Annotated in this window: 23 protein-coding genes; 17 read left to right on the forward strand and 6 right to left on the reverse strand. The window is 74.3% G+C overall.

Annotated elements, in window-relative coordinates:
* Positions 1–4 precede the first annotated feature (4 nt).
* Positions 5–1288 (reverse strand): APC family permease, encoded by a 1284-nt coding sequence (locus PU704_RS09895; protein ID WP_277551202.1) that lies wholly within the window; start codon positions 1286–1288, stop codon positions 5–7.
* Between the two features lie 144 nt (positions 1289–1432).
* Here PU704_RS09895 and aspS point away from each other — a divergent pair, with 144 nt between their 5' ends.
* Both aspS and PU704_RS09905 read left to right on the forward strand, forming a co-directional pair.
* Positions 1433–3343, forward strand: coding sequence for an aspartate--tRNA ligase (gene aspS, locus PU704_RS09900; protein ID WP_277551203.1), 1911 nt, complete (start codon positions 1433–1435; stop codon positions 3341–3343).
* A 97-nt stretch (positions 3344–3440) separates the two neighbouring features.
* The gene (locus PU704_RS09905; RefSeq protein ID WP_277551204.1) at positions 3441–4067 is read left to right on the forward strand and encodes a maleylpyruvate isomerase family mycothiol-dependent enzyme; all 627 of its coding nucleotides are present in this window, start codon (positions 3441–3443) and stop codon (positions 4065–4067) included.
* A gap of 244 nt (positions 4068–4311) precedes the next feature.
* Here the strand turns inward: PU704_RS09905 and PU704_RS09910 are convergent, their stop codons facing one another.
* From PU704_RS09910 to PU704_RS09925, 4 genes are all read right to left on the reverse strand, one after another.
* Positions 4312–5598, reverse strand: a complete 1287-nt coding sequence (locus tag PU704_RS09910) for an amino acid permease (protein WP_277551205.1) — start codon at positions 5596–5598, stop codon at positions 4312–4314.
* Positions 5595–6833 (reverse strand): glutathionylspermidine synthase family protein, encoded by a 1239-nt coding sequence (locus PU704_RS09915; protein WP_047803323.1) that lies wholly within the window; start codon positions 6831–6833, stop codon positions 5595–5597. Before PU704_RS09915 ends, PU704_RS09910 begins: the two co-directional genes overlap by 4 nt.
* The gene (locus PU704_RS09920) at positions 6833–7243 is read right to left on the reverse strand and encodes a hypothetical protein (protein ID WP_277551206.1); all 411 of its coding nucleotides are present in this window, start codon (positions 7241–7243) and stop codon (positions 6833–6835) included. Before PU704_RS09920 ends, PU704_RS09915 begins: the two co-directional genes overlap by 1 nt.
* A gap of 155 nt (positions 7244–7398) precedes the next feature.
* A complete protein-coding gene (locus tag PU704_RS09925) occupies positions 7399–8010 on the reverse strand; it encodes a phosphatase PAP2 family protein (protein WP_277551207.1) in 612 nt (203 codons plus the stop codon).
* Between the two features lie 50 nt (positions 8011–8060).
* Here PU704_RS09925 and dtd point away from each other — a divergent pair, with 50 nt between their 5' ends.
* Positions 8061–8513, forward strand: coding sequence for a D-aminoacyl-tRNA deacylase (dtd, locus tag PU704_RS09930; RefSeq protein WP_277551208.1), 453 nt, complete (start codon positions 8061–8063; stop codon positions 8511–8513).
* Between the two features lie 68 nt (positions 8514–8581).
* Entirely contained in the window at positions 8582–10024 is a 1443-nt protein-coding gene (locus PU704_RS09935) for a replication-associated recombination protein A (RefSeq protein WP_277551209.1), read from the forward strand.
* A gap of 18 nt (positions 10025–10042) precedes the next feature.
* Here the strand turns inward: PU704_RS09935 and PU704_RS09940 are convergent, their stop codons facing one another.
* The gene (locus tag PU704_RS09940) at positions 10043–10999 is read right to left on the reverse strand and encodes a sugar-binding transcriptional regulator (RefSeq protein ID WP_075872497.1); all 957 of its coding nucleotides are present in this window, start codon (positions 10997–10999) and stop codon (positions 10043–10045) included.
* Positions 11000–11115: 116 nt separating this feature from the next.
* On the opposite strand from PU704_RS09940, the gene PU704_RS09945 reads away from it, so the two are divergent.
* The 13 genes from PU704_RS09945 (at position 11116) to aroB (ending at position 25947) form a co-directional block, all read left to right on the forward strand.
* Positions 11116–12864, forward strand: coding sequence for a glycerol-3-phosphate dehydrogenase/oxidase (locus tag PU704_RS09945; protein ID WP_277551210.1), 1749 nt, complete (start codon positions 11116–11118; stop codon positions 12862–12864).
* A 92-nt stretch (positions 12865–12956) separates the two neighbouring features.
* Positions 12957–13751 carry an MIP/aquaporin family protein gene (locus PU704_RS09950; protein ID WP_277551265.1) on the forward strand — a complete coding sequence of 265 codons (795 nt, stop codon included), beginning with the start codon at positions 12957–12959 and terminating at the stop codon, positions 13749–13751.
* A 57-nt stretch (positions 13752–13808) separates the two neighbouring features.
* Complete coding sequence (gene glpK / locus PU704_RS09955; protein WP_255396265.1) at positions 13809–15332, forward strand: glycerol kinase GlpK; 1524 nt, start codon at positions 13809–13811, stop codon at positions 15330–15332.
* Between the two features lie 336 nt (positions 15333–15668).
* On the forward strand, positions 15669–16301 hold the full coding sequence (gene rpsD, locus PU704_RS09960; protein ID WP_047803317.1) for a 30S ribosomal protein S4: 633 nt from the start codon (positions 15669–15671) through the stop codon (positions 16299–16301).
* Between the two features lie 193 nt (positions 16302–16494).
* The gene (locus PU704_RS09965) at positions 16495–16935 is read left to right on the forward strand and encodes a DUF948 domain-containing protein (protein ID WP_277551211.1); all 441 of its coding nucleotides are present in this window, start codon (positions 16495–16497) and stop codon (positions 16933–16935) included.
* Complete coding sequence (locus PU704_RS09970; RefSeq protein WP_277551212.1) at positions 16932–17315, forward strand: hypothetical protein; 384 nt, start codon at positions 16932–16934, stop codon at positions 17313–17315. The genes PU704_RS09965 and PU704_RS09970 overlap by 4 nt, the downstream gene beginning before the upstream one ends.
* The gene (gene alaS / locus PU704_RS09975; protein WP_277551213.1) at positions 17315–20011 is read left to right on the forward strand and encodes an alanine--tRNA ligase; all 2697 of its coding nucleotides are present in this window, start codon (positions 17315–17317) and stop codon (positions 20009–20011) included. Before PU704_RS09970 ends, alaS begins: the two co-directional genes overlap by 1 nt.
* A complete protein-coding gene (gene ruvX, locus PU704_RS09980; RefSeq protein WP_277551214.1) occupies positions 20008–20694 on the forward strand; it encodes a Holliday junction resolvase RuvX in 687 nt (228 codons plus the stop codon). The genes alaS and ruvX overlap by 4 nt, the downstream gene beginning before the upstream one ends.
* Positions 20691–21917, forward strand: a complete 1227-nt coding sequence (mltG, locus tag PU704_RS09985; RefSeq protein WP_277551215.1) for an endolytic transglycosylase MltG — start codon at positions 20691–20693, stop codon at positions 21915–21917. The genes ruvX and mltG overlap by 4 nt, the downstream gene beginning before the upstream one ends.
* The gene (locus PU704_RS09990; protein WP_277551216.1) at positions 21887–22801 is read left to right on the forward strand and encodes a shikimate dehydrogenase; all 915 of its coding nucleotides are present in this window, start codon (positions 21887–21889) and stop codon (positions 22799–22801) included. Before mltG ends, PU704_RS09990 begins: the two co-directional genes overlap by 31 nt.
* Before the next feature lie 67 nt (positions 22802–22868).
* Positions 22869–24197 (forward strand): chorismate synthase, encoded by a 1329-nt coding sequence (aroC, locus tag PU704_RS09995; protein ID WP_277551217.1) that lies wholly within the window; start codon positions 22869–22871, stop codon positions 24195–24197.
* Entirely contained in the window at positions 24194–24835 is a 642-nt protein-coding gene (locus tag PU704_RS10000; protein ID WP_277551218.1) for a shikimate kinase, read from the forward strand. Before aroC ends, PU704_RS10000 begins: the two co-directional genes overlap by 4 nt.
* Positions 24832–25947, forward strand: a complete 1116-nt coding sequence (gene aroB, locus PU704_RS10005; protein WP_277551219.1) for a 3-dehydroquinate synthase — start codon at positions 24832–24834, stop codon at positions 25945–25947. Before PU704_RS10000 ends, aroB begins: the two co-directional genes overlap by 4 nt.
* Positions 25948–26020: the final 73 nt, after the last annotated feature.

Here is a 26020-nt window from a genome sequence, read left to right on the forward strand (position 1 = left end):
CGGCTCAGCGCCGCCGGGACAGGGCCACGGCGCGGCCGGCCAGGCCGACCGCGAACACGCCCAGCATCGTCAGCACCGAGGCCGCCGGGAGCGTGAAGGCCAGCAGCAGGCAGCCGGCCAGGCCCAGGGCGTTGACGGCCCGCGGCGCCCAGCCGGGACGCTCGGTCAGCGTGAGGGCGGAGAGGTTGGCCAGGGCGTAGTAGACGAGCACCCCGAAGCTGGAGAACCCGATCACGGTGCGCACGTCCCCGGCCAGCACGAGCACCACCACGACCCCGGCCACGGCCAGCTCCGCGGCCCACGGCGCCCGGTGCCGCTGGGAGACCGCGCCCAGCCGGCCGGGCAGGTCCCGCTGCCGGGCCATGGCCAGCACCGTCCGTGAGATCCCGGCGACCAGGGCCAGCAGCGCCCCCAGCGTGGCCAGGGCCGCGGCGACGGTGACCAGCACGGCGCCGGCGGCCGTGGTCCCGGCGGACCATCCCGCGCGCTCGACCACCGTGAGCAGCGGCGCGGTCGCCGCCGCGAGCCGGTCCGCCCCGAGGAACCGGAGCAGGCCCAGCCCCAGCGCCGCGTAGAGCAGCAGGGTGAGCGCCAGGGCGCCGAGCACCGCCCGGGGGATGGTCCGGGCCGGGTCGCGGACCTCCTCGCCGAGGGTGGCCACGCGGGCGTAGCCGGCGAAGGCGAAGAAGAGGGTCCCCGCCGCGGGCAGCACGCCCCATCCGCTGCCCTCCCACCCGGGCACCGCGCCGGCCGCCGGGCCCGGGACGGTGTGGAGCAGCACCACCACGGCCAGCAGCACGGCCAGTACGGGGACGACCAGCAGCTTCGTCAGCCGGGCGGTGCGGCTCACCCCGCCGAGGTCCACCGCCGTCAGGCCCAGGACGGCGACGACGGCGAGCAGCCGCGCCCCGGCGTCGCCGGCCCCCAGCAGCTCGGCGGTGTACAGGCCGAAGGTCAGCGACATGGCCGCCGCGGAGGCGGTCTTGCCGGTGACGAAGCCCCACCCGGCCACGAAGCCCGGCCACGGGCCGAGCTGCCGGTTCGCGTAGAGGTAGGTCCCGCCCGAGGCCGGGTGCACGGCGGCCAGCTGGGCGGTGGACGTCGCGTTGCACCAGGCGACCACCGCCGCGAGCAGCAGCGCCGCGGGCAGCCACGGCCCGGCGTGGGCGGCGGCCGGGGCGAACGCCACGAACACCCCCGCCCCGACCATGGAGCCCACCCCGATCACGGTGGCGTCGAAGGTGCCCAGACGGCGGGCGAGGGCCGGCTGGCCGGGGGCGCTGCTCATGGGTGGTCCTGTCGTCGTCCCGGGGTCCGGAGGGGGGGCTGTAAACTCGTTCCCGAACGAGAGTAGGGGCACCGGGTGAACCCCCGGGAAACGCGCGATCCGCGCGGCCCCGTCCGGACCTCCCGAACAACGAAGGGTTTTTGAGTGCTGCGCACACACAACCTCGGCGAGCTGCGCGCCGAGCACATCGGAGAGACCGTCACGCTGGCCGGCTGGGTCGGCCGGCGCCGCGACCACGGAGGGGTGGCCTTCCTGGACCTGCGCGACGCCTCCGGGGTCGCGCAGATCGTGGTGCGCGACGAGGCGGACTTCCACCACCTGCGCAACGAGTTCGTACTCCGGATCACCGGCACCGTGGAGCGCCGCCCGGAGGGCAACGAGAACCCGGCCCTGGCCACCGGCGAGGTCGAGGTCATCGCCGAGACCGTGACCGTGCTCAACACCGCGGCCGCGCTGCCCTTCCAGATCGACGAGCACGTGGAGGTCGGCGAGGACGCCCGCCTGCGGCACCGCTACCTGGACCTGCGCCGGCCCGAGCCGGCCCGCATCATGCGGCTGCGCTCCGACGCCAACCGGGTGGCCCGGGAGCTGCTGCACGAGGACGGGTTCACGGAGGTCGAGACCCCCACGCTGACCCGCTCCACCCCCGAGGGCGCCCGCGACTTCCTGGTGCCGGCCCGCCTGGCCCCCGGCTCCTGGTACGCCCTGCCGCAGTCCCCGCAGCTGTTCAAGCAGCTGCTGCAGGTCGGCGGGATCGAGAAGTACTACCAGATCGCCCGCTGCTACCGGGACGAGGACTTCCGCGCCGACCGCCAGCCGGAGTTCACCCAGCTCGACATCGAGGCCTCCTTCGTGGAGCAGGACGACGTCATCGCCCTGGGCGAGCGCATCGTGGCCGCCCTGTGGAAGCTCATCGGGGTGGAGATCCCCACCCCGATCCGCCGGATGACCTACGCCGAGGCGATGGCGAAGTACGGCTCCGACAAGCCGGACCTGCGCTTCGGCCTCGAGCTCACCGAGCTCACCGACTACTTCCAGGACACCACCTTCCGCGTGTTCAAGGCCCCCTACGTGGGTGCCGTGGTCATGCCCGGCGGGGCCTCCCAGCCGCGCCGCACCCTGGACGCGTGGCAGGAGTGGGCCAAGCAGCGCGGCGCCAAGGGCCTGGCCTACGTGCTGGTCGGGGAGGACGGCACGCTGAGCGGTCCCGTGGCCAAGAACATCACCGAGGCCGAACGCGAGGGCCTGCCCGCCGCGACCGGCGCGCAGCCCGGGGACTGCATCTTCTTCGCGGCCGGTGAGAAGAAGTCCTCCCGCGCCCTGCTGGGTGCGGCGCGCGTGGAGATCGGCCACCGCACCGGGCTGATCGACGAGGACGCCTGGGCGTTCGTGTGGGTCGTGGACGCGCCCCTGTTCGAGTCGGCCGCCGAGGCCGTGGAGTCCGGCGACGTCGCCGTGGGCGCGGGCCAGTGGACCGCCGTGCACCACGCGTTCACCTCGCCCAAGCCCGAGTTCCTGGACACCTTCGACCAGGACCCCGAGCACGCCCTGGCCTACGCCTACGACATCGTGTGCAACGGCAACGAGATCGGCGGCGGCTCCATCCGCATCCACCAGCAGGACGTCCAGCGGCGGGTCTTCGAGGTCATGGGCATCGGCCAGGAGGAGGCCGACGAGAAGTTCGGCTTCCTGCTCGAGGGCTTCAAGTACGGCGCGCCCCCGCACGGCGGCATCGCCTTCGGCTGGGACCGCGTGGTCGCCCTGCTGGCCGGGACCGACTCCATCCGCGAGGTCATCGCGTTCCCGAAGACCGGCAACGGCTACGACCCGCTGACGGCCGCCCCGGCGCCGATCACCCCGCAGCAGCGCAAGGAGGCCGGGGTCGACGCCAGGCCCGAGCCCAAGGCCGCGTCCCAGGGCAAGCAGGCCGAGGGCAAGCAGGCCGACGGCCGGGCGTCCGGAACGCGGCAGGGCGAGGACGTCCGCGCCGCACAGGACGTCACGGAGCAGGCCACCGGCGGCGGGTTCGGGGCCGCGGCCACGCCCGCGCAGTAGGCTACGGCTCACCGGAGGGCCGGGCCCCGTCCTTCCGGACGGGGCCCGGCCCTCGCCGTGCGGTCCGGTCCCGGCCGCCGCGATCCAGGGGGATGCCGTGACCCGAGACCCTGCCGCCGCCCGCGCCGCCTTCCTCGAGGCCGGGGCGTGGTTCGCCGAGCTCGTCGAGGAGCTGCGGCCGCACCACTGGACCCGCCCCGCGCTGGGCTCCTGGGACGTCCGCGCCCTCGTGGGCCACACCCACCGGGCCCTCGTCACCCTCGCCGACTACCTGGGCACGCCGGCGGAGGAGGCGGTGTGCACCACCACCGGGCAGTACTACGCCCTGTCCGCCGCCGCCACGGATCCCGCGGCGGTGGCCGCCCGCGGCACGGCGGCCGGCCAGGAGCTGGGCCGGCACCCGGGGGCCACGGTCCGGGCGTCCCTGGAGCGGGCCCGCCGGGCGCTGGCCCGGGTGCCCGTCGAGGAGGACCCGGTGATCCGCACCCTGGTCGGCGGTACGCGGCTGGGCGTCTACCTCCCCACGCGCACCTTCGAGCTGGCCGTCCACGGCCTCGATGTCGCCGCCGCCTGCGGCCTGGACCGCCGGCCCCCGGAGGCCGTGCTGGCCGACGCCGGGCACACCGCGATCGAGATCGCGGCACCGGCCGGACGGCTGCCCGAGGTGCTGCTGGCCCTCACGGGCCGAGAGGGGCTGCCGCAGGGCTTCACCGTGCTGCCCTGAGCCCGGTGCTGGGCTGAGCGCACGTCCGTTGTGCGTCCCGTGCCGCTGTGCGACCCGGCCCGCTGCCGGCGCCCTGTAGCTGCACGCCCGTCGCCCGGCGAGTGCCGTGCTGCTGCCCGCCCCTCGCCGCCGTGGGCGCACTGCCGCCGCGAACTCCGTCCCGCGGCGTGCCTTCCGGCGCTGTGGGCGCGCTGCTGCCGCGAGCCCCGCTGCTCGCAGCCCCGTGCTGCTCCCGGCGCCCCGGTCAGTTGCGCAGGCTCTCCAGGTGCGGGGCGCGCTCGTGCGCACCGGGCAGCGGCTCGCGGCCACGGCCCAGCAGGAACCACAGCGGCACCACCAGCAGCACGAGGACCGCGCCGGCCCACACCCAGGCGGCCGAGAGCACGTACTCCAGGCCCGTCAGCACCAGGGCCACGGCCATCAGCGCGGCCCCGGCCGCCCCGAGGAGGCGGGCGCCCGCCGTGCGCGCGAGCTTGGCGGTGGCCGCGCAGGCCAGCCCGTAGTACAGCGCCACGAGCACCGAGATCACCCCGACCGTGTCGTCGAAGAGCCGGCCCGAGAACGTCATCCAGGCCGCGGCCACGGCCGCGGTGGTCCACGTCGCGAAGGACAGGGACAGGAACCGCCGGGGCAGGTGCCCACCGCGCGCCATCGACATCAGCCCGCGCGAGGTGGGGATCATGGTCGTCCCGATCGAGGCGGCCGCCGAGACCGCCACGAGCCCGGCCAGCAGCGGTGAGCCCACCGAGGCCCCGGGCACGTAGGACCAGCCGATGACGGCGTAGACGGCGGCGACCACCGTCAGCGCGATCCACGCCGAGACGCGCGGCGCGCGCTGGGTGGTGGACTCCTCGGTGAGGGAGAACGTCGAGTCCCAGCCCCAGTACAGGAACAGGGCCAGGAGCAGGGCGGCGGCCACGTTGCCCGCCGTGAGCTCCCCGCCGGCCAGGACAGCGGTGTAGAACCCGCTCCACTCGCCCCCGGCCTCGGCCGCGCCCTCGACGACGGGGGCCGTGCGCGTGGCCCACACCAGCAGCCCCACCCCGGCCAGCTGCAGGGTGGCGAAGACGGCCTGCACCGCCGCGGAGACGCGGATCCCGGTCGAGGAGATCGCCGCGAAGACCGCCATGAGCGCCGCCGCCACCGCGGTGACGGCCCACGGGCCGGGCTCGGCGCCCAGGGCGAAGAACGCCGAGTCGGCCGTGACCCACGCCAGGGAGGCGAGCACGAGGGTCGCGGAGAGCCACAGCCCCCACCCGCCCAGGAAGCCCACGAACGCCCCGTAGGCCTCCCGGGCCCAGCGGTAGACGGTGCCCTGGTCCTCGTAGAGCTCGTCCAGCCGGGCGAAGCAGACGGAGACGACCGCCATCGGGACCACCGCGGCCACCAGCACCACCGGGGTCCACCGGCCCACCAGGGCGTGCATGAGCCCGAGCGTGACCACCACGGAGTAGAGCGGGGCGATCGAGGTCGCGCCGATCACGGCGGAGGTGGCCGTGGAGATGGACCGGGGGAGCAGGTGGGCGGTCACAGCAGGCCCTTCTTGTCGATGATGTTGGGCACGAAGCGGCACCAGTAGTCGGTGAGCGGGCCGTCGGACTCGCGGATGCCGATGCCGGCGGCGCCGTCGTCGCCGACCACCCAGGAGCCCACCACGGGGTGGTTGGGCGCCCCGTCCGAGCCGGGGAAGTTCCGCAGCGGCACGTAGGCCTGCCACACGTCCATCGGGGAGTCGTGGGGGCGCGGGGAGCGCACGTGCACGTCCCGGGCGCGGATCTCGATCCCGTCGCCCTCGCGGCCGAAGATGGGCTTGCGCACCCACTCCGCCAGGCCGTTCGGCCCGTCCGTGTAGGCGGGCAGCAGCAGGGGGTGGTCGGGGAAGCACCGCCACAGCGCCACGAGCAGCAGCTTGGTGGAGCAGAACATCTTCCAGGCGGGCTCGTACCAGTGGTGCATCAGCAGCGGGTCGTGCAGCACGAAGCCGCCCGGCTCGTCGTCGACCATCACCTCCCACGGGTGCAGGGCGAAGAGCTCCTCGATGCCGGAGACCACCGTGGGGTCGTCGACGTCCCCGGAGGCGTGCACCCAGGAGTTCGAGCGGGTGTCGAAGCGCACGTCCTCCACGGGCAGCAGCACCGTGCGGTAGCCGGCCTCCGCGGCGGTCGCGGCGAGCACCGCCGCGTTCGCGGCGTCCTCCCCGCTCTCCTCCGCCCGGGTGTAGGCCACGTGCAGGGTCTTCGTCGCGGACGACGGCAGCCGCTGCCGCCAGCGCTGGACGAGCATCGGCCACAGGCCGTTGAGCTGGTCGAACTCCGCGTGGTCCTCGCCGAGTCCGGGGTGCAGCGCCTCCATACGCGACCACTGGCACACTGCGCCCTCCACCAGGCCGGTGGGGGTGTCGCCGTTGAACTCGAGCATCTTCGCCGGGCCCGTGCCGTCCCAGGCCAGGTCGAAGCGGCCGTAGACCGAGGGCTCGCGCAGGCTCAGGGAGTGCTGGGCGAGCTCGAACGCGGCCTCGGAGAGCCCGAGGGTGCCCAGCGCGCCGGTGGCCATGTAGCGGGCGGCCTCCATCGTCATCCGGTAGAGCTCGTCGGTGGCCGCCTCCAGCTCGGCCACCTCGTCCGGGGACAGGACGTAGGCGGCCGTCTCGTTCCAGTAGGAGAACCGGGTGCCGTCCGGGCGCTCGGTGAGGGCGTAGGTGAGGCCCTCCTCGTGCACGGTCCGCTCCCACCCGGGCCGGGGCGGGAGCCCGTCGACGCGCCGCATCAGGAGCCCCAGCCGCTCGTGGAGCCGCCGAAGCCCTTCGACACCCCGGACCGGCCCACGGAGGTCCCGGACGGGGCGAAGCCCCGGGCCACGGTGGCGGAGGCCGGCGGGCGGGCGGTCGTGAAGCCGGAGGAGGGGGGCACCGGGGAGCCCACCGGCGGCACGGTGAGGGAGCGGCCGGCGTTGAGGAACAGGAACATGGGCACGAACGAGCCGCGCGGGCGCCCGGCGTCGTCGCACTCGTCGTCGTCCACGCGCATCTCCTCGCCCGTCTCCGGGTCCTGCTGCACGCAGATCTGGGCGTAGTCGGCGTCGACCTCCTGCGCGTCCTCGCCGCAGCCGGTGAGCGTGACGACGAGGGCGCCGATCGAGGCGGCGCTCATGATGCGGGTCGTGGGGCGTGGTGACACGGCGGGTCCTCGGGTCTCGGGTCGTCGGGGCGGCCGGGAGCCGTCCGCCCTCCCATCCTCGGGCACGGGGGGCCCCGCTGTCGCGCGGCCGCGCCGCAGCCGCCGGTGCGGGCGGCGGTGCGGGGCCGGGCGCGGCGCCGGTCCGGGGCGCCGGCTCATCCCGGCGAGATCACGGCGGCGGTGTCGGCCAGGCCGATCAGCACGCCGATCAGCGCCCCGGCCACCGTCTGCCCCGGGGTGTGGTCGCCCGTGCGCACCCGGGACAGGGCCACCAGGACCAGGACCGGGGCCGCGAGCGGCACGGCCCACGGGGCGGTCAGGGCGCCGAGGCCCACGGCCCAGCACGCGGCCATCGCCACGTGGGCGGAAACCTTCCAGCGCAGCGTCAGGGCCAGCAGCACGAGCAGGCCCAGCAGGACGAACGCGGTGGTCACCGGCACGAGCACCGGGGCCCCCAGCCGCAGCTCGGCCGCCAGCACCAGGGCGGTGAGCACGCCCGTGGCGGCGTAGACGGGCAGCCGCTGCGCCCGCGAGCGCACGACGTGCCCGTCCACCATCCCGCGGCGGGCGAGGACGCGCAGCACGAGCATCGGCAGCGACGCCACGAGCACCGCCGTCCCGAGCCCCCACAGCACCCCCGTCCACCCGGCGGACCGCCACCCGGCGAGCACCAGGAGGCACAGCACCAGCGGGGCCGGCGCGAACACCTCCGCCACCAGGGCGGCGGGCCGCGCCCGCACGGGTGCCGGGGCCGCGGGGGACGTCATGGCACGAGGGTGGCCGGGACCCCGCCCCGCCCCTGTGGTGGACTGGACCCATGCGCATCGTTCTGCAACGGGTGACCCGGGCCGCCGTGACCGTCGAGGGCACGGTGGTGGGCCGGCTCGAGGAGCCCGGGCTGGTCGCCCTGGTGGGCGTCACCCACGACGACGACGCCGCCACCGCGGCGCGGCTGGCCGAGCGCACCTGGCACCTGCGGCTGCTGGAGGGCGAGCGCTCCTGCGCGGAGCTCAAAGGCCCGGTGCTGGCGATCAGCCAGTTCACCCTCTACGGCGACGCCCGCCGGGGCCGGCGCCCCTCGTGGTCGGCCGCCGCGCCCGGAGCGGTCTCGGAGCCGCTCTTCGACGCCTACGTGCACGCGCTGCGCGAGCTCGGCGCGCACGTGGAGACCGGCCGCTTCGGGGCCCGGATGCAGGTGGAGCTCGTCAACGACGGCCCGGTCACCCTGGTCCTGGACAGCGCCGAGCTGGACCGGCCGCGGCGGGCCTGAGCGCGGCCGGACCGCCGGCCCGCCACGGGCCGGGACCGGGGACCGGGCCGAGGGCTAGTCTGGACGGCGTGACCGGCTCCCTCTTCGACGACCTCGACCCCACCGGCTCCGGCGCGAGCGGGCCCCACGAGGAGGCCCCGCCCGGCCGGGCACGGCGGCCCCGCGGCCGCTCCCCGCTGGCGGTGCGGATGCGCCCGCGCAGCCTCGACGAGATCGTCGGCCAGCAGCACCTGCTCCGCCCCGGGTCCCCGCTGCGGGTGCTGGCGGGGGAGGACCGCGGCCCGGCCGGACCGTCGTCGATCATCCTCTGGGGCCCCCCGGGCACCGGCAAGACCACCCTGGCCCACGTGATCGCCCGCGGGGTGTCCCGCAAGTTCGTGGAGCTGTCCGCGATCACCGCCGGCGTCAAGGACGTGCGCCGGGTGATGGACGAGGCGCTGACCGACCGGGACCTGCACGGGCGCACCACGGTGCTGTTCCTGGACGAGATCCACCGCTTCACCAAGGCCCAGCAGGACGCCCTGCTGCCCGGGGTGGAGAACCAGTGGGTGGTGCTGGTGGCGGCCACCACGGAGAACCCGTCGTTCTCCGTGATCTCCCCGCTGCTCTCGCGCTCGCTGCTGCTGACCCTGCAGCCGCTGCAGCGGGCCGACATCGCCGGGCTGCTGGAGCGCGCCGTCGCCGACCCCCGGGGGCTCGACGGGAAGGTGGAGCTGTCCGCGGAGGCGCGCGAGCACCTGCTGGACCTGTGCGGCGGGGACGCCCGCAAGGCCCTGACCTCCTTGGAGGCCGCCGCCGGCGTGGCCTTCTCGGAGCTGGACCGGGAACCGGGCCCCGAGCCGGACCGGGAGCCCGCGGACGGAGGCGCCGCGGTTCCCGTGATCACCCGCGAGCACGCGGAGGAGGCCCTGGACCGGGCCGCCGTGCGCTACGACAAGAACGGGGACCAGCACTACGACGTGGTGAGCGCCTTCATCAAGTCGATCCGCGGCTCCGACGTGGACGCCGCGATGCACTACCTCGCCCGGATGCTCGAGGCCGGGGAGGACCCGCGGTTCATCGCCCGCCGGCTCATCATCTCCGCCTCGGAGGACATCGGCACCGCCGACCCCACCGCGCTGCAGACCGCGGTGGCCGCCGCCGACGCCGTCCAGCTCATCGGCATGCCGGAGGGACGGATCCCGCTGGCCCAGGCCGTCGCCCACCTCGCCACGGCCCCGAAGTCCAACGCCGCCTACACCGCGCTCAACGAGGCGGTCGCCGATGTCCGCGCGGGCCGGGCCGGGCCGGTGCCTCTGCACCTGCGCGACGCCCACTACCCGGGAGCCGGACAGCTCGGCCACGGCCGGGACTACGTGTACTCCCACGACGAGCCCAACGGCGTGGCCGCCCAGCAGTACCCGCCCGACGAGCTCGTCGGCACCGACTACTACCGGCCCGTCGACCGGGGGCGGGAGCGCCAGATCGCCCAGCAGCTGGAGGTGCTGCGCGGCATCGTCCGGGGCCGGTGACCGCCCACCGGGCCCACGTCACCGGCCGAACAGGTGGCGCACCACCGAGGCCGCCGTGCGCTCGTCGATCACCAGGTCCGTGACCACCCCGGCCCGCAGGGCCCCCACCACGCCCGGCACCTTGTGGTCCCCGGCCACCACGCACAGCCGGCGCGGGATCCGCCGCAGCTCCATCGGCGTGGGCCCGCTCGCCCGGCGGTTGAGGTCCAGGTCGGCGTAGGACCCGTCCTCGCGCAGGAAGACCGTGCACACGTCCCCGACCACCCGCTGCGCCGCCAGCTCCCGGAAGTCCTCGTCCGAGAGGTAGCCGTTGCTGTACACCTGGGAGATCATCGGCCCCCGGAACGCCCCCACGCTGAACACCGCCAGGTCCGCGCCGTTGCGCGCCGCCAGGACCCGGCGCACCGAGGACTCCTGCCACATCAGCGTGCGGGTCTGGACGTTGTCGAAGAACGCCGGGGTGGGGAAGGGCAGCAGCGCGGCCCCGAACGCGGTCGACATCCGGCCCAGCAGCGCCGAGGACTGCGCCGCCCCCGGGGAGCGGGCGCTGAACGCGCCGTTCATCTGCACCACGAGGGTGTCGCGCGTCGTCTTGGGGTGCAGGTGGCCGGCGATCGCGGAGGTCGTCGTGCCCCACGCGACCGCCAGGGTCATCCCATCCCCGAACCACTCCCCGAGCATCCCCGCGGCCGAGCGCGCCACCGACTCGAGCCGCTGCGGGTCCGTGGCCCCCCGCGGGGTGCCGGTCACGTGCACCGTGACCCCGAAGGCCTCCCGCAGCCGGTGGGACAGGTCGTGCCCCGCATCCGGGGGAGCGGAGAGGCTGATCCGCACGATGCCCCGGTCCCGCGCCGCCTGCAGCATCCGCGAGACCGTGGGGCGGGAGACGCCGAAACGGTCCGCGACCGCCTCCATCGTCATGCCCTGCACGTAGTACAGCTCCGCCGCGTGGTGGAGCTCGGCATCACCGTGCACTGTTACGTCCCTTCCCTGCACGTCCGTTCATTCCATTTGAGCATAGGTGCACTTCCCCGCAGAGTGTGAGTCAGACCACAGCGCCATTCCACGACCTGCCCGAAAGGCTCTCCACCATGGCCCATCCCACCCTGTCCCCCGCCGCGCGGGACCACGCGCTCGCCGAGTTCGCGGACGGCCCCGAGCTGGACGTCCTCGTCGTCGGCGGCGGCATCACCGGCGCCGGCATCGCCCTCGACGCCGTCACCCGCGGCCTGCGCACCGGCATCGTCGAGGCCCAGGACTGGTCCGGCGGCACGTCCCAGTGGTCCTCCAAGCTCGTCCACGGCGGACTGCGCTATCTCCAGCAGCTCGACTTCAAGCTCGTCTCCGAGGCGCTGCGGGAGCGCGAGCTGCTGCTGGACTTCCTCGCACCCCACCTCGTGAAGCCCGTGCCCTTCCTGTACCCGCTGACCCACCGGTTCTGGGAACGGCCCTACGTGACGGCCGGCATCGGCCTCTACGACGCCCTCGCCCACATCGGCGCCAAGGTCGCGACGCTGCCCTACCAGCGGCACTACGGCTTCAAGGGCGTCCAGCGGGTCTTTCCCGACGTCAAGCCCGGGTCCATGGTCGGCGCGGTGAAGTACTGGGACGGGCAGGTGGACGACGCCCGCCTCGTCCTGACCATCGTGCGCACCGCCGTGCGCTACGGCGCGCTGGCCGCCAACCGCACCCGGGCGGTGGACTTCCCGAAGGACGAGTCCGGGCGCGTGGTCGGGGCCACCCTCCAGGACCTCGAGACGGGCGAGCGGCGCACGGTCCGGGCCAAGACCGTGATCGCCGCCACCGGGGTGTGGACGGAGCAGACCCAGGACCTGGCCCACGCCGAGGGCGGGCTGAAGGTGCTCGCCTCCAAGGGCATCCACATCATCGTGCCGCGCGAGCGGATCCGCGGCGAGAGCGGGCTGATCCTGCAGACGGAGAAGTCCGTGCTGTTCATCATCCCGTGGGCGCGGTACTGGATCATCGGCACGACCGACACCCCCTACCACCAGGACCTCGTGAACCCGGTGGCCACCGCGGAGGACATCGACTACGTCATCGACCACGCCAACGTGGTCCTGGACCGGCCGCTCACCCGCGAGGACGTCATCGGCACCTACGCCGGGCTGCGGCCGCTGCTGCAGCCGGGCACGAAGAAGGGCGACGGGGACGCGCAGTCCACGAAGATCTCCCGCGAGCACACCGTCACCGAGGTCGCCCCCGGCATGATCACCATCGCCGGCGGCAAGCTCACCACCTATCGGGTGATGGCCGAGGACGCCGTGGATCTCGCCCTGGGGAAGGAGCGGGCCGAGGCCGTGCCCTCGGTCACCGACCGCACCCCGCTGCTGGGCGCGGAGGGGTACCTGGCGCTGAGCCGCCAGGCCGCGGCACTGGGCGCACGCTACGACTGGAACGAGGAGCGGGTGCAGCACCTGCTCGGCCGCTACGGGTCGGCGATCACCGAGATCACCGAGCTCGTGGAGGACCGCCCCGACCTGGGCCGCCCCCTGGAGGGCGCCCCGGCCTACCTGCGGGCGGAGATCGTCCACGCCTGCACCCACGAGGGCGCGCTGCACCTGGAGGACCTCTACGACACCCGCACCCGGCTCACCTGGGAGCAGGCGCGCCACGGGCTGGACGCGGTCGAGGAGATCGCCGACCTCGCCGCCGAGGCCCTCGGCTGGGACGGGCGCCGGCGCGCGGCGGAGGTCGAGGCCTACCGGGCCCGCTGCCAGGCGGAGGACGCGGCCGCGGCCGCCCCCGACGAGGCCGCGGCCGCCGCGGCCCGGGCCGCCGCACCCGACGTGCTCGACCTCGTCCGCCCGTCCGGCGGCTGAGACCGTCCCACCAGCCACCACCTCTCCACCCCCGGCCCGCCCGACGGGCGGCCCGGTCCGTCCGCACCCACCGAGGAGTCGCAGTGCTGTCCATGTCCAACGTCCTGGCCCAGACCGTGGTGCCAACCGTTCCCATCCCGCTCTCCACCGTGTTCTGGTCCGAGGTCGCCGGCACCGCGATGCTGCTGCTGCTCGGCTGCGGTGTCGTCGCCAACGCCGTGCTGCCGAGGACCAAGGGCCTCGGCGGCGGGTTCCTGATGATCAACTTCGGCTGGGGCCTGGCCGTGTTCGCCGGTGTGTTCGTGGCCTACCAGTCCGGCGCCCACATCAACCCCGCCGTGACCGTGGGCCTGTGGGCCAGCGGCGCCGAGGAGTACGCCCCCGGCGTGGCCATCACCCTGGTCAGCACGCTCGTCTACTTCGCCGGCGAGCTCCTCGGCGCCGTCCTGGGCGCCGTCCTCGCGTTCCTGGCCTACAAGAAGCACTTCGACGAGGTCATCGAGGAGGAGGTGCTCGGGGAGACCAAGCTCGCCGTGTTCTCCACCGGCCCGGCGGTGCGCTCCTACGGCTGGAACCTGGTCACCGAGATCATCGGCACCTTCGTCCTGGTCGCGGTGATCCTGCTCTTCGGCAACACCCCGTCCCAGCTCGGCCCCCTGGCCGTGGCCCTGCTCGTGGTCGGCATCGGCGCCAGCCTCGGCGGGCCCACGGGCTACGCCATCAACCCCGCCCGTGACCTCGGCCCGCGCATCGCCCACGCCCTCCTGCCCATCCGCGGCAAGGGCGGCAGCGACTGGGCCTACGCCTGGGTGCCGGTCCTCGGGCCGATCCTCGGCGCCCTGCTCGCCGGCGGCTTCTACCAGCTCTACTCGAACCCGCCGGCCTGATCCGGCCACCCCACCCGTCCGACCCGCAGCACACCACAACGAAGTGAGGTACTACCCGTGAGCACCGAACCACAGCACGTCATGGCCATCGACCAGGGCACCACCAGCACCCGGGCGATCATCTTCGACCACCGGGGCGCCATCGTCAGCACCGGCCAGCTCGAGCACGAGCAGATCTTCCCGCGCGCCGGCTGGGTGGAGCACGACGCGATGGAGATCTGGCGCAACGTCCGCAAGGTCGTCGCCGACGCCGAGGCCTCCGCCGAGATCGGCGCCCGGGACCTGGCCGCCGTGGGCATCACCAACCAGCGCGAGACCACGGTGGTCTGGGACCGCACCACCGGCGAGCCCGTCTACAACGCCATCGTCTGGCAGGACACCCGGACCCAGAAGATCGTCGAGGAGCTCGGCGGCGACGCCGGCCCCGACCGCTACAAGGACCGGGTGGGGCTGCCGCTGGCCAGCTACTTCTCCGGCCCGAAGGTCAAGTGGATCCTGGACAACGTGGACGGTGCCCGGGAGCGCGCCGAGCGCGGGGACCTGCTGATGGGCAACACCGACGCGTGGCTGGTGTGGAACATGACCGGCGGCGTGGACGGCGGGGTGCACGTCACCGACGTGACCAACGCCTCGCGCACCATGCTGATGAACCTGGAGACCCTCGACTGGAACGAGGAGATCTGCGCCGACATGGGCATCCCCATGTCGATGCTGCCCCAGATCCGCTCCTCCTCCGAGGTCTACGGCAAGGGCCGCACCCGCGGCTTCCTCAAGGACGTGCCCATCGCCGGCATCCTGGGCGACCAGCAGGCCGCGATGTTCGGGCAGGCCTGCTTCGAGAAGGGCATGGGCAAGAACACCTACGGCACGGGCAGCTTCGTGCTGATGAACGTGGGCACCGAGGTGGTGCACTCCCAGAACGGCCTGCTGAGCACCGTGTGCTACAAGATCGGCGACCAGGACGCCGTCTACGCCCTGGAGGGCTCGATCGCGGTGACCGGGTCCCTGGTCCAGTGGCTGCGCGACAACCTGGGGATCATCTCCTCCGCGCCCCAGGTCGAGTCCCTGGCCGCGTCGGTCGAGGACAACGGCGGGGCCTACTTCGTCCCGGCCTTCAGCGGGCTCTTCGCCCCGTACTGGCGCTCGGACGCCCGCGGCGCCCTCGTGGGCCTGACCCGCTACGTGAACAAGGGCCACATCGCCCGGGCCGCCCTGGAGGCCACGGCCTACCAGTCCCGCGAGGTGGTCGAGGCCATGAACGCCGACGCCGGGGTGGACATCACCGAGCTCAAGGTGGACGGCGGGATGACCGCCAACGAACTGCTCATGCAGTTCCAGGCGGACCAGCTCGGGGTGCCCGTGATCCGCCCGCAGGTCACCGAGACCACGGCCCTCGGCGCCGCCTACGCCGCCGGCATCGCCGTGGGCTTCTGGTCCGGGACGGAGGAGGTCACCGCGAACTGGGCCGAGGACAAGCGCTGGGAGCCGCAGGTGGACGACGCCGAGCGGGGACGGCTGTTCCGCAACTGGCAGAAGGCCGTGACCAAGACCTTCGACTGGGTGGACGAGGACGTCGACTGACCCCTCCGCCACGGCGGGCCCACCGCGGGGCGCCACCCGGCACGTCCGGGTGGCGCCCCGCCACGTCCCCGCCACGTCCCCCGGGGGCGCGCCGCGGGCCCGTGCACGCTATACTGGACCGTCGGCCGGCAAGGCCCGTGCTCCCGCACGTCCGGCGCACCGCCTCAACCACGGTGCGCGGCGCGCAGCCACGGCGCTTGTAGGACCGGAGGATTGCGGCTGATCCTCACCTCTCCGGCGGGACCGATCCCGTCCTCGGAGGCCGGACCGACCAGAACAGGCTGCCCCCGCACCGCACCCCGGGCGGGGGAGAGCACCGCATTGTGAAAGGTAAACGTGGCTAACAACACGCGTGCGCGCCGTCAGGTGCGCAAGTCCCGCGCCCTCGGGATCGCCCTGACCCCGAAGGCCGAGAAGTACTTCGAGCGCCGTCCCTACGGCCCCGGTGAGCACGGCCGTGCCCGCCGCAAGGCCGACTCGGACTACGCCGTCCGTCTGCGCGAGAAGCAGCGTCTCCGCGCGCAGTACAACATCCGCGAGAAGCAGATGCACATCGCCTACGTGGAGGCCAAGCGCCAGGAGGGGCAGACCGGTGAGAACCTGGTCGCCCTGCTGGAGTCCCGCCTCGACGCCCTGGTGCTGCGCTCCGGCTTCGCCCGGACCATGGCCCAGGCCCGCCAGATGGTCGTGCACCGCCACATCATGGTGGACGGCCAGCGGGTGGACCGCCCCTCCTACAGCGTGAAGGAGGGCCAGCTCATCCACGTGCACCCCAAGTCGGAGAAGATGGCGCCCTTCCAGGTCGCCGCCGCCGGCGCGCACCAGGCCGTGCTGCCCGACACCCCGGGCTACCTCGACGTGTCGATCGAGAAGCTGCAGGCCAAGCTGGTGCGCAAGCCCAAGCGCGCCGAGGTCCCCGTGACCTGCGAGGAGCAGCTCGTGGTGGAGTACTACGCCCGCATGGCCTGATCCCTGCGGGCTCCTGTCCCGGCACGGCCGGGACAGGGCCTCACCGGCGGAGAGCCCGCGGCGCCAGCGCCGCGGGCTCTTCCGTTGGGTACAGTTGATCCCCGGGCACCGCACCGGTGCCCGTGCCGAACGCCCGGGGCGGTCCCGCCGCCCCGTCCCCCACGGACCCGACCAGCAAGGAGCGCGCCGCCCCATGACCGGTGGAGAAATCGCAGGACTGCTCGCCGCGGGGGTGTTCGCCGTGCTGGTGCTCCTGCTGGCCGTGCCGATCCTCAAGCTCGGCAGGGTCTTCGACGAGCTGCGGCTGACGATCCGCTCGCTCAACAACGAGACCGTCCCGCTGATCGACGAGGTCACCCGCACCGTGTCGACCACGAACTCCCAGCTCGAGAAGGTCGACGGCATCACGACCAACGTCTCCGACGCCTCCGCGAACGTCTCGGCGCTGTCCTCCCTGGTGGCCTCCACCGTGGGGCAGCCGCTGATCAAGGTCGCGGCGTTCTCCCACGGGGTCCGCCGCGCGTTCACCGGTGACGCCGCCGCCCCGGGCTCCCACCGGGCCGAGCGCTTCGGCCCCGCCGAGGGGCCCGGCCGCGCCGCGGGCACCGCGGGCACGGGGGAGGACCGGCCATGAGCTTCTGGGGCAAGATCGCCCTCGTGGCCGCCGGCGGCCTGCTGGGCGCCGCCGCCACGCGGATCCCCCGCACCCCGGGCCGGGACCTCTCGGTGCCCGGAGCAGCCGGGCCGGGACGCACCCCGCGGGCCGGCGACTGGCGCTCCCGGCTCTACCGCTTCGCCGCCACCGTCCGGGCGGGGATGGACGAGCGGGAGGCCGAGCTGCGCGAGTCCTTCGGCGTGCGCGCCCCCGGGACCGGATCCTCCCGCCTGACCGGCGGCACGGCGGCCCCGCGCGTGCTCGACGGCACCGCGGCCCCGCAGGAGGGCCGCGCCCCGGAGGAGCCCACCGACCCCCCGACACCCCCCTCGACCCACCGCGAAGGAAAGCACCGGTAATGCTGTCTCAGGAAATCACCAAGCGCTGGCTGGACTACTTCGAAGGCCAGGGCCACACCGTGGTGCCCTCCGCCTCGCTGATCTCCAGCCAGCCCGGTGCCATGTTCACGATCGCCGGCATGGTGCCGTTCATCCCGTACTTCCTCGGTCAGGAGACGGCCCCCTACCGGCGGGCCACCTCCATCCAGAAGTGCATCCGCACCCTCGACATCGACGAGGTCGGCAAGACCGCCCGCCACGGCACGTTCTTCCAGATGGCCGGCAACTTCTCCTTCGGCGACTACTTCAAGGAGCGCGCCATCCCCATGGCGTGGGAGCTGCTCACCGGCCCGCTCGAGAAGGGCGGCTTCGGCCTCGACCCGGAGCGGCTGTGGGTGACCGTCTACGAGGGCGACGAGGAGTCCTACGCCCTGTGGAAGGACACCGTGGGCGTGCCCGCCGAGCGGATCCAGCGGATGGGCCGCGACGAGAACTACTGGGACACCGGCCAGCCCGGCCCCGCGGGCCCGGACTCCGAGATCTTCTACGACCGCGGCCCCCGCTACGGCCGGGAGGGCGGCCCGGCGGTCGACGACGACCGCTACATCGAGATCTGGAACCTCGTGTTCATGCAGTACCAGCGCGGCGAGGGCTCCGGCAAGGACTACGAGATCCTCGGCGACCTGCCGGAGCAGAACATCGACACCGGGCTGGGCGTCGAGCGCCTGGCCATGCTGCTGCAGGGCGTGGAGAACTTCTACGAGACCGACCAGGTCCGGCCCGTGCTGGACAAGGCGGCCGAGCTGTCCGGGAAGCAGTACCGCGGCTCCGAGAAGCCGGGGGAGGAGGGCTACGAGGACGACGTGCGGATGCGCGTGGTCGCCGACCACGTCCGGTCCTCCCTGATGCTCATCGCCGACGGCGTCACCCCGTCCAACGAGGGCCGCGGCTACATCCTGCGCCGCCTGCTGCGCCGGGCGATCCGCGCGATGCGCCTGATGGGCGTCACCGAGCCCTGCCTGCCCGTGCTGCTGCCCGCCTCCCGGGACGCCATGCAGGGGGTGTACCCCTACGTGGGCGAGGACTTCGAGCGCATCTCCCGGATCGCCTACGCCGAGGAGAAGGCGTTCCTGAAGACCATCGAGTCCGGCACCACGCGCCTGAACGAGGCCGTGGCCGGGGCCAGGCGCCAGGGCCAGGCGGTCTCCGGGGCCGAGGCCTTCGCCCTGCACGACACCTACGGCTTCCCGATCGACCTGACCCTCGAGATGGCCGCCGAGGCCGGGGTCGCCGTCGACGAGACCGCCTTCCGCGGGCTCATGGAGGAGCAGCGGCGCCGCGCCCAGCAGGACGCGCGCGCCAAGAAGGGCGCCCACGCCGACCTCTCGGTGTTCCGCCGGCTGGTGGACGAGGGCGGCTCGGTCTTCACCGGCTACGACCGGCTGCGCGGCGAGACGGTCCTGCGGGCCCTCCTGCAGGACGGGGTGACCGTGCCCGCCGCCTCGGCGGGGGACGCCGTCGAGGTCGTCCTCGACGAGACCCCGTTCTACGCGGAGGCGGGCGGCCAGGCCGCCGACCGGGGCACGATCACCGGCGACGGGTTCGTCCTCGAGGTCACCGACGTGCAGCAGCCGGTCAAGGGCCTGTCCGTGCACAAGGCCGTCGTGCGCGAGGGCGAGGTGGTCTCCGGCAGCACGGTGCTCGCGCAGGTGGACGTGGCCCGGCGGCGCGCCGCCGAGGCCGCCCACTCCGGCACGCACATCGTCCACGCGGCCCTGCACGACATCCTCGGCCCGGAGGCCGTGCAGCGCGGGTCCTTCAACAAGGAGGGCTACCTGCGCTTCGACTTCGCCTGGGGCGAGGGCCTGCAGGAGGCCCAGCGCCAGGAGATCGAGGAGGTCTCCAACGCCGCGATCCACGAGAACTACGAGGTCGTGACGCAGGAGATGGGCCTCGCCGAGGCCAAGGCCATGGGCGCCACGTCCCTGTTCGGCGAGAAGTACGGGGACCGCGTGCGGGTGGTCGAGATGAACGGGCCGTGGTCGCGCGAGCTCTGCGGCGGCACCCACGTGGGCGCCACCGCCCAGATCGGCTCGCTCACCCTGCTCACCGAGCAGTCGGTGGGCTCCGGCAACCGCCGCGTGGAGGCGCTGGTGGGGCTGGACTCCTTCCGGCACCTCGCCGCCGAGCGCACCCTCGTGCACCAGCTCACCGACATGCTGAAGGTGCAGAGCTCCGCCGAGCTGCCCGAGCGGCTCGCCGCCACCCTCGACAAGCTCAAGTCCGCGGAGAAGGAGCTCGCCGGCCTGCGCCGCGAGAAGCTCCAGGCCCAGGCCGGCGCGCTGCTGGACGACGCCCGGCGGATCGGCCCGGTCACCGCGCTCGTGCACGACGCCGGTGAGGTGGCCGGCGCCGACGACGTCCGCGCCCTCGCCCTGGACCTGCGCGGCCGGCTCGGCCAGACCGCCGCGGTCGTCGCGGTGGCCGGTGTGGCCAAGGGCCGCCCGCTGGTCCTGGTCGCCACCACGGAGGGCGCCCGCGAGGCCGGGGTCAAGGCCGGTCGTCTGGTGCGCACCGCCGCGCAGGTCCTCGGCGGCGGCGGCGGCGGCAAGGACGACATCGCCCAGGGCGGCGGGCAGGACGCCTCCCGGATCGGGGCGGCGCTCGACGCGGTGCTGGCCGAGGTCGCCCGCGCGACAGGCGGCGCCGCCGCGTGAGCGACGACTACGTGCGGGGCCGCAGGATCGGGGTCGACGTCGGCCTGGTCCGCGTCGGGGTCGCCCTCAGCGACCCCGACGGCATCCTCGCGACCCCGCTCACCACGCTGCAGCGGGACCCCCGGAAGGGCTTCGACGTGAAGCTCCTGGCCGGGCTGGTGCAGGAGCACGGCGCCGTGGGCGTCTACGTGGGCCTGCCGCGCAGCCTGGACGGCGGGGAGAACGCCTCGACCGCGATGGCCCGCGACTACGCCGCCGCGCTCGTGCGGCGCCTGCGGGCCAAGGGCTGGGAGGTGCCGGTGCGGCTGGTCGACGAGCGGCTGAGCACCGTGGACGCCCACCGGGCCCTGCTCGAGGCCGGGGTCTCGCGCCGGGAGCACAAGGACAAGGTCGACCAGGTGGCCGCCGCCACCATCCTGCAGAGCGCCGTGGACCGGGCCCGGTCCACCGGCGCGGAGCCCGGCACGCCGGTGGATCCGGCCGGACCCGGCCCCGTGCGGGCCGCCCCGACGGGAGATCTCGCGCATAATGGTGGAGACCTCGACGCGGACGGTCCCGTCGCGGAGCATCCCGGGCACGGCCCCGCCCACTTCCGGGGCACCGCCGAGGACACCGCCGGACCGCCCGACCGGGCGCGGACGGAACCGTTGACGACCACCGATCCGGACGGAGAGCATTCGTGAGCGACGACCCGTACGACCAGTCGGCGCCCCGCCGCCCCGAGACCGCCCGCGAGTCCTCCGGCTCGGGCGGCCTGGGCAGCCTGTTGGACGCCCCGTCGTCGCGGGAGCCCTCCACAGGCCTGCGCGGCGTCTTCGAGCACGAGGAGCTGACCCCCGAGCAGGTCGAGCGCCGGCGCCGCCGCGGCCGGGTCTCCCTGACCACCGCCATCGCCCTGTTCCTGCTGGCCGGGCTGATCACCGTGTCCGTGCTGGCCTCCACCTTCGGCTGGTTCGAGGTGCGCGACTACCGCGGGGACGGCGAGGACCCGGTGACCTTCTCGGTGAGCGAGGGCGCCACCACCGGCCAGGTCGCCGTGGCCCTCGAGCAGCAGGGCATCGTCGCCGACGCCGAGACCTTCGTGGAGAACTTCCAGGAGGAGCACTCCGGGGAGTTCATCCAGCCGGGCGAGTACGAGCTGCGCACCGAGATGAGCTCGGAGGCCGCCGTGGGCGCGCTCATGGAGGAGGACGAGGCCACCCACTACGCGGCCATCGACCAGACCCAGCGCATGTCCGACGTCTTCGGCGTCCTCAGCGAGTCCACCGGCATCCCGGTCGAGGAGTTCGAGGCCTACGCGGAGGACACCGAGACCTTCGGCATCCCCGCCCGCTTCCCGACCCTCGAGGGCTGGCTGCACCCGGGCGAGTACCGGTTCCCGCTCGACGCCACCGCCGAGGAGGTCCTGCGGGCCATGGTCGACCGCACCCGGGCGACGCTCGAGGACAACGGGATCACCGACGAGGACGAGATCTTCGAGGTGCTCACCATCGGCTCGATCATCGAGTTCGAGGTCCAGCCCGAGCACTACGACGTCGTGGCCGGGGCCATCGAGAACCGGCTGCAGAACCCCGACGGGGAGACCTCCGGGTTCATCCAGTCCGACGCCTCCGTGACCTACGGCCTCGGCCGCAAGAGCTACGACTTCTCCGAGGAGGAGCGCCGCGACGAGTCGAACCGGTACAACACCTTCGCCAACCCGGGGCTGCCGATCGGGCCGATCGGCTCCCCGGGGGACGCCGCGATCAAGGCGGCCGCCGACCCCGAGGAGACCGGCTACTACTTCTGGGTGACCGTCGACCTCGACACGGGCGAGACCAAGTTCGCCGAGACCTACGCCGAGCACCTGGAGAACGTCGAGGAGTACAACCAGTGGTGCAGCGAGAACGAGGGCCGGTGCGGGTGAGCCCCGCCCGCGCCGCCGTGGTGGGCCACCCCATCGGGCACTCGCGCTCCCCGGACCTGCACCGGGCCGCGTACGCGGTGCTCGGCGAGGACGTCGACTACGACGCCCACGACCTCGTCGAGGAGCAGCTGCCGGCGTTCGTCGACGCCCGCCGGGGCGACCCCGCCTGGCGCGGGCTGTCGGTGACGATGCCCCTGAAGTCCGCGGCCGCCGCGTGCGCCGACGAGCTCACGGAGCTGGGCGCCGCCGTCGGCGCGGTCAACACGCTGGTCTTCCGCCCCGACGGCACGGTGCTGGGGCACAACACGGACGTCGCCGGGATCGTGGGCGCGGTGCGCGCCGCCGGGCCCGTGCCCGCGGCGCCCCGGGCCGCGGTGCTCGGCGGGGGCGGGACGGCCACGGCCGCCGTGGCCGCCGCCGGCCGCCTGGGCGCCCGCGCCGTCGACGTCTTCGTGCGCTCCGCCGCCCGGGCCGGGCGCGCGGTGGAGGCCGGGCGCCGGCTCGGGCTGCCGGTGCGGCTGCGGGCGTGGGACGAGGCTCCCGCCGCCCTGCCCGGCTACGACGTCGTCGTCTCCACCCTGCCCCCGCACGGGGCGGACGAGCTCGCCGGGGACGCGGCCCGGCTGTCCCCGGTCACCACGGGCGTCCTCCTGGACGCCGCCTACGACCCGTGGCCGTCGGCGATCGCACGGACCTGGGCGCAGGCCGGGGGAGCGGTGGCCCCGGGGATCGATATGCTGATCTTCCAGGCGGTGGACCAGATCCGCCTGTTCACCGGCCGCGGCCCGGGCACGCCCCTGCCCCGCGAGCAGGACGTGGTCGCGGCGCTGTGCACGGCGGTGGGCCGGCCCGTCCGCGACGTCCCGCCCCCGCCGGCCTCCTGACCCCTGGCGGCAGGGCGCGCCCCCGGGCGCCGTCCGCCGCCGAGACCACGAACGGAAAAGAGTTGCTATGTTGCGTTGGCTCACGGCCGGCGAGTCCCACGGCGAGGCGCTCGTCGGGATCATCGAGGGTGTGCCGGCGGGGGTGCCCCTGACCAGCCAGGACATCCGCGACGCCCTGGCCCGGCGCCGGCTCGGCTACGGGCGCGGGGCCCGGATGAAGTTCGAGCAGGACGAGGTGCGCCTGCTGGCCGGGGTGCGCCACGGCGTGACCCAGGGCGGGCCGGTGGCGATCGAGATCGCCAACACCGAGTGGCCCAAGTGGCGCGACGTCATGTCGGCCGACCCGGTGGACCCGGAGGTGCTGGACGGGCGGGCCCGCAACGCCCCCCTGACCCGGCCCCGTCCCGGTCACGCCGACCTCACCGGGATGCAGAAGTACGGCTTCGACGAGGCCCGCCCCGTCCTGGAGCGGGCCAGCGCCCGCGAGACCGCCACCCGGGTGGCCCTGGGTGCGGTGGCCGCGAAGCTGCTCGAGGCCCTCGGGGTGCGTCTCGTCTCCCACACGACCGCGGTCGGTGCGGTGAGCGCCCCGGTGGACGCCCCCCGCCCGCTGCCCGCGGACGTGCCCGCCCTGGACGCCGATCCGCTGCGCTGCCACGATTCCGCCACCGCGGAGGCGATGGTGGCCGCCGTGGACGCCGCGCACAAGCAGGGCGAGACCCTCGGCGGGGTCGTGGAGGTCCTCGCCTACGGCCTGCCGCCGGGACTGGGCTCGTACGTGCACTGGGACCGCCGGCTGGACTCGCGCCTGGCCGGGGCGCTCATGGGCATCCAGGCCATCAAGGGCGTGGAGGTCGGGGACGGCTTCCTGACCGCCGCGCGGCCCGGCTCCGCGGCCCACGACGAGATCGCCCGCGGCGACGACGGCCTCGTGCGCCGGGTGAGCAACCGGGCGGGCGGGATCGAGGGCGGCATGTCGATCGGCGACGTGCTGCGGGTGCGGGCGGCCATGAAGCCCATCGCCACCGTCCCCAAGGCCCTGCGCACCGTCGACGTCGCCACCGGCGAGGCGGCCCGCGCCCACCACCAGCGCTCCGACGTCTGTGCCGTGCCCGCCGCCGGCGTCGTGGCCGAGGCGATGGTCGCCCTCGTCCTCGCCGACGCCGTGACGGAGAAGTTCGGCGGGGACTCCGTCGCCGAGCTGGTCCGCAACCAGGACGCCTACCTCGCGGCGATCCCGGCGTCCCTCGCCTCCGCGGGGGAGCTCGGCGTCCTCGACGACGACGTGGCCGCGGCCGCCGGGGACCACATGGGCGACCCCCTGGTGGCCCCGGCGGAGAGCCCCGCCGAGACCCCCGCCGAGCCTGCTGCGGGCGCCGAGGGAGGCCGCGCGTGAACCCGCAGTTCCCCGCCCCGGTCGACGCCGCCCCCGTGCCGCAGCGGCCCGTGGTCCTGATCGGGCCGATGGCCGCCGGCAAGTCCTTCCTGGCCCTGCACATGTCCAATTTCTACGGCTACGACTTCGTGGACGCGGACCAGCTGATCGTCTCCCGCCACGGGGTGATCTCGACGATCTTCAGCGAGCACGGCGAGAAGTACTTCCGCGACCTCGAGGCGGACACCGTGGCCGAGGTCCTGCGCGACCCCGACCACGCCAACGCGATCTTCTCCGTGGGCGGCGGCGCCCCCATGACCCCGTCGGTGCGGGAGATGCTGCGCCACGAGCTCGTCGCGTACCTCGAGGTCGACGCCGAGACCGTGCTGTCCCGGATCAGCGGCAACCGCACCCGGCCCATGCTCCGGCCCGACCCGCAGCGGCGCTGGCAGGAGCTCTACGAGTCCCGGCGGGCCTGCTACGAGGAGCTGGCCGACATCCGGCTCGACGGGACCCGCAACCGCCCCGTCGCCGAGATCGGCGCCGACCTCGAGGAGGCCCTCGTCCGGCTGCGCGCCCAGCGCACCGACCGGGGCGCCCCCGCGGGCCACCGGCCCGCGACCGACCGACCCGCGACCGACCAGGAGGCCCAGGCATGAGCGAGCCCGCTCCCGGCACCGTCACCACCATTCCCGTCACCGGCACCGGCCCGGCCGACGACTACGACGTCCTCGTGGGCCACGGCCTGCTCGGACAGGTCCCGCGGGTGCTGGGGGACCGCGTCCAGCGGGTGCTGGTCATCCACCCGCGGGCGCTGCGCAGCACCGGCGACGTGGTGATGGAGGAGCTGCGCGCCCAGGGATACCAGGCCTTCACCGCCGAGATCCCCGACGCCGAGGAGGGCAAGCACATCCAGGTCGCGTCCTTCTGCTGGCAGGTCCTGGGGCAGAACGACTTCACCCGCTCCGACGCGATCGTGTCCGTGGGCGGGGGAGCGGTCTCCGACCTCGCCGGCTTCGTGGCCGCCACCTGGCTGCGCGGCGTGCGCGTGGTGCACGTGCCCACGACCCTGCTGGGCATGGTCGACGCCGCCGTCGGGGGCAAGACCGGCATCAACACCGCCGAGGGCAAGAACCTCGTGGGGGCCTTCCACCCGCCCGCGGCCGTGCTGTGCGACCTCGACACGCTCCGGACGCTGCCGGAGAACGAGCTGCTCACCGGCATGGCCGAGGTGGTCAAGTGCGGCTTCATCGCCGACGAGCGGATCCTGGAGCTGATCGAGGCGAACCCGGAGGCGGTGCGCGACGGGCAGTCCGCGGTGGTCCGCGAGCTCGTGGAGCGCGCGATCCGGGTCAAGGCGGAGGTCGTCTCCGGGGACCTGCGCGAGGCCGGACGACGCGAGATGCTCAACTACGGGCACACCCTCGGCCACGCCATCGAGCACAACGAGCGCTACCAGTGGCGCCACGGCGCCGCCGTGGCGGTCGGCATGGTCTTCGCCGCCGAGCTCGCCCGGACCGCCGGCACCCTCGCCGACGACGTCGTCGAGCGCCACCGCAGCGTCCTGGCCGCCCTGGGCCTGCCCACCACCTACCGGTGGGACCAGTGGCCGCGGCTGCTGGAGGTCATGAAGCGGGACAAGAAGACCCGGGGCAGCCTGCTCCGGTTCGTGGTGCTGGACGCCGTGGCCCGGCCGCGGATCCTCGAGGTCCCGGACCAGGCGATCCTCTTCGCGACCTACCAGGAGATCGCCGAGGGCGCGCCCAGCTAGACTGGTCGGCGGTCCGGGGCGACGCCCCCGGACCCACCGACCTGCCGCCCGCGCCGACGGAGCGGCGCGGACC

Source organism: Kocuria oceani (assembly GCF_029524215.1).
GTDB classification, from domain to species: Bacteria; Actinomycetota; Actinomycetes; order Actinomycetales; family Micrococcaceae; genus Kocuria; species Kocuria oceani.